A 10552-nucleotide genomic window follows, 5' to 3' on the forward strand; every position below is an offset into this window, starting at 1 on the left:
TTGAACCCTCACGGTATTTTGGTCGAAGAACAGACATACCGTGACCCGGTCGACCAATTTTTTAATCGTGCATTTGGTGCTGACGATGAGATCCCTGAGGTCCTATTATCAGACGTCATTGATGCCATCGAGAAAGCGAAAACTGATGATCGCATCGGTGCATTATACCTCGACCTTTCGGCACTGTACCCAAGTGGTGTGAATAAGTTACAGGCCGTTGGTGAGGCTCTGAGTGATTTTAAAACCAGTAAAAAACCTATCATCGCTGCTGGCGATTACTTTGAGCAGTACCAATATTATCTCGCCTCGTACGCGGATAAAGTCTATTTAAACCCTTTAGGTTCAGTCGCTTTTGATGGGTTTGATTATTCCCAAGTCTATTTCAAAGAGCTACTCGATAAGCTTAAAGTCAAGCCACACGTATTTAAGGTCGGTACCTATAAGGCAGCGGTTGAACCCTTCATACGTAATTCAATGTCCGACGAAGCGCGTGAAGCGAACGAATATTTGTATGATGCGATGTGGGAAAACTTCAAAGCAGATGTCACAGCACAACGTCAACTTTCAGACACTATCACTAGCGGTCAGCTTGACGACTATATGGCGGCGTTTGAATCAGCGAATGGCGATATGGCGCAAATGGCACTCGATACCAACCTTGTCGACGCACTTAAAACACGCACCGAAATTCGCAATGAGTTGATTAACCTGTCAGGTTACGATGAAGATGCGAAAACCTTCCGTAACATTGGTTTTTCATCCTACATTACTGAACCTGATGAAGATCTTAACCCTCTTGCTGAATCCAAGAAAGATCAAATTGCGGTTGTGGTAGCCCGTGGGCAAATTGTCAATGGCACACAGCGCGCAGGCATGATTGGCGGTGACAGCACAGCTGCCCTATTGCGTAAAGCAGGCGAGGATGAACGTACAAAGGCAGTCGTTTTGCGCATAGACTCACCGGGTGGTAGTGGTTTCGCTTCAGAAATTATTCGTCAAGAAATTCTGCAGCTAAAAGAAAAAGGAATCCCCGTTATTGCGTCAATGAGCAGTGTCGCCGCTTCTGGTGGCTACTGGATTGCCGCTGAAGCGGACGAAATCTGGGCGGCGCCAACTACAATCACTGGCTCAATCGGTGTATTTGGCTTGGTCATGACGTTGGAAGACAGTGCTGCTGCAATTGGCGTACATAGTGACAGCGTGAGTACCACAGAAATTGAGTCACTGAATACCCTTGAAGGTATCAGCGACAGTCAAGCACGTATCTTGCAACGCTCAACTGAGAACTTTTACCAGTTCTTTATCACCATGGTCGCCGAAGCACGCAATATGACCCCTGAAGCTGTCGACGACGTGGCACAAGGTCGTATTTGGACAGGACGTCAAGCACTGGAGCGTGGCCTGGTTGATAACTTAGGTGACTTTGATGATGCCATACAGGCGGCAGCTAAACGTGCGGATTTAAATGATTATACGGTTAACACTATTACTCAAGATTTAAGCCCGCAACAACAGTTTTTCGCCAATTTGATGGGTCAAACAAGCCTATCATGGCCGTTCGTATCTAATGAACAAAACTGGTTGATTCGTAACGTAAGACATGTTGTGAGCGAGTCTCAGGCGTTGCAAAACTTTAATGATCCAAAAAATATCTATACCTACTGTGCACTGTGCGTCCAACCGCGGTAAACTGTGTCTCAACACACAGTCACCCTTTGGAGTAGAGTTTGGAGCGTAAGAATATTTACGTCGCCTATACAGGCGGTACCATAGGTATGAAGAAATCGGCTCAGGGTTATGTCCCAGCAGCGGGACACCTGAGCCAATGTGTCGAAAATCTACCTGAGTTTTTCCGGGATGAAATGCCTCGCTTCGATATCCATGAGTATACACCGCTCATGGACTCGTCAGATATGACCCCTAGCGATTGGGTTCGTATCGCGCGAGATATAGAGCGTAACTATCATCAGTACGACGGGTTTGTCATACTGCACGGTACTGATACCATGGCTTATACCGCATCCGCTCTCTCTTTCATGTTACAAGACCTAAGCAAACCAGTGATTGTGACAGGCTCTCAAATACCGCTCTCTGCTTTACGATCAGACGGGCAAATTAATTTGCTTAATGCGTTATATATTGCCGCTAACTACCCGATCAATGAGGTCAGCCTGTTTTTTAACAACACCTTATTTAGAGGTAATCGCGCCACTAAAGCCGATGCTAATGGTTTTAATGCGTTCTCGTCACCTAATTACCCCTCCTTGCTGGAAGCCGGAATTCAAATAAAGCTCAATGCCGGTGAGTTAGGTAAACCGCCTACGGTCCCCATGTCCGTAGCAGAGATGACGCCTCAGCCAATTGGCGTTGTCATGCTCTATCCTGGCATTTCGGCAAAGTTAATTGATAATATGATGCAGCAACCGGTAAAGGCGCTCATCATTCAAAGTTACGGTGTTGGTAATGCGCCACAGGATAAACAGCTACTCGATAGCTTTAAGCGTGGCATCGATCAAGGCATTATAATTGTTAATTGTACGCAGTGTTTTAAAGGTCGAGTCAACATGGATGGTTACGCCACGGGCAACGCGCTCGCGCAACTGGGTATTGTCTCAGGTAGTGATATGACAATTGAAGCAGCGCTCACTAAGTTGCATTATCTGTTATCACAAAACCTCTCTCGCCAAGCCATTATTGAACACATTACAACGGACTTGCGCGGCGAACTAACACAATAATTTACAACAATAATAAGAACAGTATATGGCAACTCAAAAACCAGCTTTTGCCTCACGTTTAGGCTTCATACTTGCCGCTGCGGGTTCCGCGGTAGGCGTTGGCAATATTTGGGGCTTCCCTACTCAGGCCGCTAGTAACGGTGGTGGGGCATTCCTGCTCGTATATCTCGTCATGATATTGCTACTCGCCTATCCCATGTTGGTTGCTGAAATCACCATTGGACGGCTCAAGCGCACCAACCCTATTGATGCCTTACGGTCGATGTCTGAACATAAACTTGGACGTATGTTTGGCGCTATCGCTGGTATTGTCGGATTGTTAGTACTAGCGCTTATTTTGAGCTTTTATGCGATTGTCTCGGGGTGGCTTTTATCATATATGTTGGCTCCACTCATGACCCTTATTGGACTAAACGCAACAGCAGCTTGGCTTACTGAATTCAGTGTTGAGCGCAACTTAATTGCGATGCTTGTGTTCATGTTGTTGACCGTCTATGTCGTTCGCGGTGGTGTCAATCAAGGGATCGAACGTTGGTCTCGGCGGCTCATGCCAATGCTATTTGTGCTCCTAATTGGTATGGCTTTTTATATTCTTGCTCAACCGGGTGCCTCTGAAGGTTTGATTATGTATTTGCGTCCAGACTTCAGTGAGGTTTTTAAACCGGAACTGATTATCAGCGCAATGGGACAGGCATTCTTTTCCCTTTCGCTGGGTGTTTGCGTGATGATGACCTACGGCGCGTACCTTTCCAATCAAGAAAACATTCCTAAAACTGCCGGTTGGGTGACGCTAATTGATACCAGTGTTGCGTTTTTAGCGGGCCTTCTGATATTACCGGCTATGTTTGTCGCACAAAATAATGGCGTAGAAATCTACGCGGCAGATGGCACGTTAAAATCCGCAGACACACTCGTATTCACTGTGCTCCCGGCAATGTTTGATAGCTTAGGTGTTGCTGGTCTGTTTGTTGCGTTTGCATTCTTTTTGCTAATGCTGATAGCCGCAATTACATCGTCCATTTCAATGCTTGAAGCACCTGTCAATGCGTTACGTGAAGAGCTTAATCTTGAGCGACACTCTGGGACTTGGGTTATTGCAACAATAGTTACTTTAATTTCTGGCGTGATTGTCGTTAATTTCGAATCGTTATTTGGTGCCGTCATCACCTTCAGTACGGTTTATATGCAGCCCATTATGGCCTTGGTATTTGGTGTGATGTTGACTTGGATTTTGCGTCAACACTTACTGCTTAAGGCGTTGCAGCAAGGTGCAGAAGATATTGAGCGGTCACTTTTCTGGAAAATTTGGCCATGGTACGTGAAGTTTATCTGTCCAATACTCATCGCACTCGTTATCTGGCAAGGCTAGAGCCTTGCCAGTTAACGCCATGGTTAGGCTAATGAAAATAGCTGCATAAATTCGTCAGCGGTCATCCTCAAAGTCGATGAAGCATCATCACACTGAGACATAATATGATTCGCACGCTGCGCAGGGTAGCAAGTCTTCAAGTTGGCTAAAAACTTGGATTTTAACACTTCCATACCCTCTTCTCGGCGTTTCCTATGACCGATCGGATACTCAACAGTCACTTGTTCTGTTTTTCCTCCATCTTTAAAGAATACTTGCACCGCATTCGCAATCGAACGTTTATTCGGATCTAAGTAATCAGCACTGAAGGATTCATTTTCAGTGACTTCCATTAACTCACGAAGTTGGTCAATTTTAGGATGCTGCTCATGGAAGCTATCCTCGTAATGATCAGCTGTGAGCTCACCGTAGGCGAGACATACTGCAGTCATATATTGTAGGCAATGGTCACGGTCGGCGGGGTTATTCAGTGCGCCACGCTTAGAGATAATACGTATAGCTGACTCATGTGTAGTTATTTCGATGCGCTCAATTTCGTCTAATCTATCTTTTACCTGCTCGTGCAATTTAATAGCTGCTTCACAGGCGGTTTGCGCATGAAACTCGGCCGGAAAACTCAGCTTAAACAAAATGTTTTCCATAACATAACACCCGTAATCACGCTCAAAAAAGAACCGCCGCTCGCTTTCGGGCTTCACCTTTTGGTCTCGATTAGTTTTGCTGAAGAGGACATCATAGAACCCCCATTGAGGCGCCGACAACGCGCCTGGGATCCCCATTTCACCTCTTAATGCAATATCGGCAAGCCGAACCGCGCGCCCACATGCATCGCCAGCCGCCCAAGATTTGCGCGAGCCCGCATTAGGCGCATGACGGTATGTGCGCAGCGCTTGACCGTCGACCCATGCATGCGACAAAGCGACTTCAATTTGTTGTTGGTTTCCGCCCATAAGCCAAGTAGCGACCGCTGTGCTTGCGACCTTAACGAGCACTACATGATCCAAACCAACCCGATTAAAGCTGTTTTTTATTGCTAAATTACCTTGTATCTCGTGCGCCTTGATCATCGCTTCTAAAACAGTATCCAGACCAATGGCCGCTTTCCCCTCCGCGCGATTTCGTTGACTCACGAAGTCGGCAACGGCGAGAATAGCGCCGAGATTATCGGAGGGGTGTCCCCACTCTGCGGCAAGCCACGTATCATTGTAATCTAGCCAACGAATGATGCAGCCGATATCCCAAGCCGCTTTCTCAGGATCAAGTTGAAAGTGTGTTCCAGGCACACGGACCTGTCCTGAGCTTGCGTTGAGCCCCAATCGCGGACCTAAATGCTTGACACATTCTGGATATCTTAGTGCGAGTAGCCCGCAACCTAGCGAATCTAATAAACATGCATAAGCGGTCTCTTTTGCTTCATCACTCGCTTTCAGTGGCGTAGCAACGTATTCAGCAATGTTCTTGATTTCAATATCAAAATCTGGACGCTCGTTACTATCAAATTGATCCGACACGTATCACCTCCCTGCTATATTTATTACATGGCTACGTTGCTGTAGCGAGATTCGATCGCTGACATCGGACAAAAAAAACCCGAAGCAAATGAATAGCCTCGGGTATAGGGGAATGGCTCAAATGATGAGCCGTGCGCTAATTAAACTATTAAGTGGCTAAAAAGTAGACACTACATTTTAGTCTAGAACAGATTTTTGAAAGATCTACTTAATTTAAATAAATTTTAAAAATTTAATGAATCAATTGATTGGCGCTTGTAGTCGCATTTAAATCACAGCATGCCAACAACTTATGCACAACCTTTAAACAGGTTGTAGAAGTTCTGCGTCGTAACCCGAGCAACCTCTTCTAACGATACACCTTTAGTATCCGCGACACATTTTGCGACATCGGTCACATAAGCGGGTTGGTTCTGCTTGCCGCGATGCGGCACAGGAGCAAGCCAAGGACTGTCTGTTTCAATCAATAGACGTTCCAACGGCAGTGCTTTAACCACATCTCTAAGCGCTTGCGCATTACGAAAACTTGCGATACCTGAAATCGAAATATAAAACCCGAGTTCTTCAATCGCGCGCTCGGCCATCTCCAAAGTCTCAGTAAAGCAGTGCAAAACACCGCCGCAACGCTCAGCATGACCATTTTTAAGCAAAGCCAATGTGTCTTCTCGCGCATCGCGTGTATGAATGATCAGAGGTTTATCAAGTTCAACGGCGACATCGATATGTGTTGCAAAACTTTGTTGCTGAATCGCTTTGCTATCAGGATCATAAAAATAATCTAACCCGGTTTCACCGATAGCTACCACGCGAGGTTCACTTGATAGCTGTTTAAGATGTCCATGCATATCAGCAAGTGGCGTCTTGTTATCATTCACATAAAGTGGATGTAAACCACAGGATATACTCACATCATCGAATTCCACCACGCTATCTCGCATATGAGGAAAATCTTCTAAGGTCACGTTCACACACAAAATCTTCTCAACTTTCTGTGCGCGCGCGTTGTCGACCACTTGTTGCAAAGTCAGCCCAATTTTATCTGGATCGATTTTGTCCAAGTGGCAGTGGGAGTCGACAAACATTTTTGCTCCTAAATACTAAAACAACCTAGCTAAAATGGTACCACATAATTGCCGATGAGGCTGAATCAAGGCTAAACAGCGCATTCGTAATAAGGCGTGTTGCTCATTGATCATGAACCCGGCGAAATGAATACCATTGATACCAATCAGGTGCGCACTGCGCACTAATTTACCGACGTAAGGTGGTAGGTGGTCGGGCAATAAAATACTGATACGCACATCATGATGGGGTTGAGCCGATACGGGACACCAAAGAATAAGCTGGCTATCGATTTGTGTGATGTGCCGTGCGAGTCGCTCGGCTGAATCAAAGGTATAGCTCAGCTGTGGGATTAGTTGCATATTCTTGCGTCCAAGTTAACCAATGGTTCTGCAAGATTATAGCGATATTAAGCCCACGGGCTTGTGTTGATAACTGTCTTAATTGTCGAATATCGCGTATTTTTTCCTCAAGCGGAGCTAATCCGCCTAAGCCATTAACCACTATCAAACGATAGGCTTCGTAACAGTCAGGAAATGTCAGCTGAGCGATAGGTGCTGTAGCACTCACCCGCCATAAATCGGTTAAAACATGCTCACTTACGTCAAGCCATTGCTGCAAGCTATGTTTGGCTCCTAAAGCGGGCCAAGGTGAGCGCTTATCGATGGCACTGATCAACTGTTCAGCTAATCGTTGCTCAGATTCGTATTCAGGCTTAGGTAAGGCAATGTGGATCCACTGCATTCGACTGCGTAAAGTCGCTAAAATTCGCTCGGGTTGTTCAACAGACAATAACCAAACGACATTTTCCGGCGGCTCTTCTAAAATTTTTAAAATAGCATTGGCGGCTTGTTCAGTCATTCTATCCATAACTTCAAGGTAAATGACACGTCGACCGCCTTGGTTGGCTGTTTGATGAATAAAACGCGTTAGGCGCCGCACCTCATCTACACCTAAGGTACTGTGCTTTTCATCCACATTAAACTGAATTACGTCCGGATGATTATTGGCCTGACGTAATAAGCACGCCTTGCAGCGTCCACAGGCTCTTTGCCCTGGTTGACGACATAACAACAAGGAGATAAATTCCTGCGCAAGCGCCTCAGTACCCTGTTCGGGAGCCTGTTTAAAATAGTAAGCATGAGATAATCGTTGCGCCTTAAAGGCTGCCAGTAAGTGCTGCCAGGGTTGTCTCATCCAAGGAAAGCTCATTAAAACAAATGCTCCTCTAGCGCTCGTAATATGGCTTGGTGAACGTTTAACATTTCTTGGTTTGCATTGATTATGACGATGTTTGGATCGCGTTTAGCCAGTTCTAAATAGCGAGTTCGCGTGCGTCGGAAGAATTCAATATCCTCTTCCTCAATACGATCGAGCTCTCCGCGACCACGAGCACGCTGTAAGCCTGTCTCCTCGTCAACATCCAAATATAACGTGAGATCGGGCACAAAAGAGCCGAGCGCAATGTCCTTTAGCTTTTCCAGTAATTCGGCACCTAGCTCGCGACCTCCCCCCTGATACGCTTGCGAGGAAAGATCATGACGATCACCAATAACCCAGGCTCCCTGTTCAAGAGCAGGCTCAATAACTGTTTTTACCAACTGCACACGGCTTGCGTACATTAAAAGTAATTCGGTCGCCGGTTGAACTTGCTCTTCCCAACGTTGCTTTACAAGACTGCGAATAGCCTCGGCCATGGGTGTTCCACCCGGTTCTCTTACGGTCTCGGTACGAATACCTTTGGCTTGAAGGTGGCTTACAACGCTCGCCATGGCAGAACTTTTACCGGCGCCCTCTAAGCCCTCAATGACGACAAATTTCCCTTCCATTTAAACGTTTTTCCCTATTCGGTCTCTTAATTTAACTGATAACGGTTCACCGCACGTTGGTGCTGCTCTAAGGTTTTAGAAAACACGTGTTCACCTTTCTTGTTGGCGACGAAGTAAAAGTATTCCGACGGTTCAGGCTGTGCTGCTGCCCATATTGATGCCTCGCTGGGGATTGCAATCGGTGTTGGTGGCAGACCATCTATTCGATAGGTATTATACGGTGTTTTTTCCCTTAAATGTGCCCGCGTCAGGTTGCCATCAAAATTATTAATTCCATAAATCGTCGTTGGATCGGACTGCAAACGCATCCCTTTGCGGAGTCGGTTATGAAATACACTAGACACCATGCGCCTCTCACCCGACACGCCGGTTTCCTTCTCAATAATCGAGGCTAAAATCAGTAGTTCATACGGCGACTGTACTTCGCACAATGTATTACGCTGTTGCCACGCCCTATCGATAAGCGTCACCATCTTAGCATGTGCACGACGCAAAATTGATAAATCTGTTTCGTGCGCTCGATAATGATAAGTCTCGGGGTAGAACCACCCTTCTGCGGAGTCTTGCTTAATATTCAGTAAGTTGGATAAAGCCTGAGTATTTTTGATTGATTGACGGAGGTAGTCGGCACCATGTAGCTGTTTTAGCCACTGTTCTAGCGTCTTTCCTTCGATCAGCGTAACACTAAATAATGCTTCTTCATTGTTTTTAATACGTGCCCATAACGAACGCCACGTATCTTGATGCGATACACGATAAACGCCAGCTGGCAGGTTATCAACACCCACTAAAACTTGGCTTAACCGATAATCAAGCGTTGCAAAGTCTCTACTAAAACGCGTGTTAATGCGCGTAACAATGGTACGCGCTGTATCACCCGGTGCGATTTCGAACACGCCATCCTTTGAGTCCACTTTGGCCAATGGCTGGGCCAATCGCCAATCGACTAACACAAACACCGCGCTAGTCGCTATGATCAAGAGAGACAACAGTAAAATTAAGAGCTTAAGCGCACGTTTCATCAGTAAAGGCTTTTAGGTCCGCTGGAATCGTATTATCAATAACCTTATCATGAATTTGCGAAACGGGAATCACACCGCGTACTGAATTTACAATCAACATCGCATTAATATCAGTCAGATCAGTGAGTTCTTCTTCAACTATCGAGACGGAGGGTAACAACCCTTGATCCAGTATCGCCTGTCTCAATATGCCGGCAATACCGCATCGCTCGAGTTTAGGGGTAAACCAGCGATCATGACGCCGCCAAAATAAATTGCCTTGTATTGCTTCAATAACGTACCCCATACTCGAACATACAATCAGATCGTCAAACCCCCTTTCCGCTCGCTCTTTGTGCAACATAACTTGTTCCAAACGGTTAAGCGTTTTCAGCCCAGCCAGCAACGGCTGTTCACCGAGTTGCATGTCGGCAAAGCCCACATGACACGATGAATTAAATCGTGAGGGTAATGGTGAAGTCGTCAGGTACCAATTGGGTGAAGCTTGCTCCGGTAAACGGTAGCCTTGTTGACTGTTTCCGCGCGTGACAATCACTTTCATAACACCGTTTTGCTGTTTCTCGCACGTCTTAAAAACGGCTTGCGCGATGTCGTTAAAACATGCATCGCCGAGTCGCATACCTAAGCGTTCGCTTGTAACCAGCAATCGTCGCTTATGGTAAGACCACAGCTGCGGTTGTCCATGTTTGAATACTAACGTCGTAAAATGACCGTCACCAAACTGAATTCCGCGATCGAGACCTGCATTAGCATCGTAAAGCGTATCGAACATAACTCAACCTCGGCTATATCAGGGATCCCAGCACCATCTGATATAAAAAAGGCGACCTGTGGTCGCCTCTCAAAATCTTGCAAGCAATGCCGTTTATTAGTCGTCAGAGTGAGACTTCACGTAATCGATTGCCGCTTGAACAGTTTTGATTTTCTCTGCTTCTTCATCAGGAATTTCAGTTTCGAACTTCTTCTTCAAGAGCCATTACCAGTTCAACTGTATCAAGTGAATCAGCACCTAAGTCGTTTC

Annotated in this window: 10 protein-coding genes and 1 pseudogene; 3 read left to right on the forward strand and 8 right to left on the reverse strand. The window is 46.1% G+C overall.

What is annotated here, in order from left to right; translation table 11 throughout:
- The 3 genes from sppA to OS145_RS07560 all read left to right on the forward strand — a co-directional run.
- Positions 1-1689 (forward strand): signal peptide peptidase SppA (gene sppA, locus OS145_RS07550; protein ID WP_040487950.1); only part of this gene is annotated, 1689 nt, incomplete at its 5' end.
- A 38-nt stretch (positions 1690-1727) separates the two neighbouring features.
- The gene (ansA, locus tag OS145_RS07555; RefSeq protein ID WP_006955726.1) at positions 1728-2738 is read left to right on the forward strand and encodes an asparaginase; all 1011 of its coding nucleotides are present in this window, start codon (positions 1728-1730) and stop codon (positions 2736-2738) included.
- Positions 2739-2763: 25 nt separating this feature from the next.
- Positions 2764-4107, forward strand: coding sequence for a sodium-dependent transporter (locus OS145_RS07560; protein ID WP_006955728.1), 1344 nt, complete (start codon positions 2764-2766; stop codon positions 4105-4107).
- 23 nt (positions 4108-4130) lie between these two features.
- On the opposite strand, the gene OS145_RS07565 is transcribed toward OS145_RS07560, so the two are convergent.
- The 8 genes and pseudogenes from OS145_RS07565 to acpP form a co-directional block, all read right to left on the reverse strand.
- Complete coding sequence (locus tag OS145_RS07565) at positions 4131-5618, reverse strand: bifunctional 2-methylcitrate dehydratase/aconitate hydratase (protein WP_006955729.1); 1488 nt, start codon at positions 5616-5618, stop codon at positions 4131-4133.
- A gap of 290 nt (positions 5619-5908) precedes the next feature.
- Positions 5909-6700, reverse strand: coding sequence for a TatD family hydrolase (locus tag OS145_RS07570; protein WP_006955731.1), 792 nt, complete (start codon positions 6698-6700; stop codon positions 5909-5911).
- 15 nt (positions 6701-6715) lie between these two features.
- The gene (locus OS145_RS07575; RefSeq protein WP_040487952.1) at positions 6716-7042 is read right to left on the reverse strand and encodes a hypothetical protein; all 327 of its coding nucleotides are present in this window, start codon (positions 7040-7042) and stop codon (positions 6716-6718) included.
- The gene (locus OS145_RS13020; RefSeq protein ID WP_006955735.1) at positions 7008-7892 is read right to left on the reverse strand and encodes a DNA polymerase III delta subunit-related protein; all 885 of its coding nucleotides are present in this window, start codon (positions 7890-7892) and stop codon (positions 7008-7010) included. Before OS145_RS13020 ends, OS145_RS07575 begins: the two co-directional genes overlap by 35 nt.
- Positions 7892-8509 (reverse strand): dTMP kinase, encoded by a 618-nt coding sequence (tmk, locus tag OS145_RS07585; RefSeq protein ID WP_006955737.1) that lies wholly within the window; start codon positions 8507-8509, stop codon positions 7892-7894. Before tmk ends, OS145_RS13020 begins: the two co-directional genes overlap by 1 nt.
- Before the next feature lie 26 nt (positions 8510-8535).
- Positions 8536-9531: an endolytic transglycosylase MltG gene (mltG, locus tag OS145_RS07590; RefSeq protein ID WP_006955739.1), complete on the reverse strand. Its 996-nt coding sequence runs from the start codon at positions 9529-9531 to the stop codon at positions 8536-8538.
- The gene (pabC, locus tag OS145_RS07595; protein WP_006955740.1) at positions 9515-10303 is read right to left on the reverse strand and encodes an aminodeoxychorismate lyase; all 789 of its coding nucleotides are present in this window, start codon (positions 10301-10303) and stop codon (positions 9515-9517) included. The genes mltG and pabC overlap by 17 nt, the downstream gene beginning before the upstream one ends.
- Positions 10304-10399: 96 nt before the next feature.
- A pseudogene (gene acpP, locus OS145_RS13195) lies at positions 10400-10552 on the reverse strand (acyl carrier protein); the annotation flags it as partial.

It is taken from the genome of Idiomarina baltica OS145 (assembly GCF_000152885.1).
Taxonomy (GTDB): Bacteria; Pseudomonadota; Gammaproteobacteria; order Enterobacterales; family Alteromonadaceae; genus Idiomarina; species Idiomarina baltica.

What these genes read in the sequence shown, in the direction of transcription:
- pabC (WP_006955740.1), bottom strand. Translation starts at nt 10,303, where the DNA reads ATGTTCGATACGCTTTACGATGCTAATGCAGGTCTCGATCGCGGAATT.
- OS145_RS07570 (WP_006955731.1), bottom strand. Translation starts at nt 6,700, where the DNA reads ATGTTTGTCGACTCCCACTGCCACTTGGACAAAATCGATCCAGATAAA.
- OS145_RS07575 (WP_040487952.1), bottom strand. Translation starts at nt 7,042, where the DNA reads ATGCAACTAATCCCACAGCTGAGCTATACCTTTGATTCAGCCGAGCGA.
- mltG (WP_006955739.1), bottom strand. Translation starts at nt 9,531, where the DNA reads ATGAAACGTGCGCTTAAGCTCTTAATTTTACTGTTGTCTCTCTTGATC.
- OS145_RS13020 (WP_006955735.1), bottom strand. Translation starts at nt 7,892, where the DNA reads ATGAGCTTTCCTTGGATGAGACAACCCTGGCAGCACTTACTGGCAGCC.
- OS145_RS07560 (WP_006955728.1), top strand. Translation starts at nt 2,764, where the DNA reads ATGGCAACTCAAAAACCAGCTTTTGCCTCACGTTTAGGCTTCATACTT.
- tmk (WP_006955737.1), bottom strand. Translation starts at nt 8,509, where the DNA reads ATGGAAGGGAAATTTGTCGTCATTGAGGGCTTAGAGGGCGCCGGTAAA.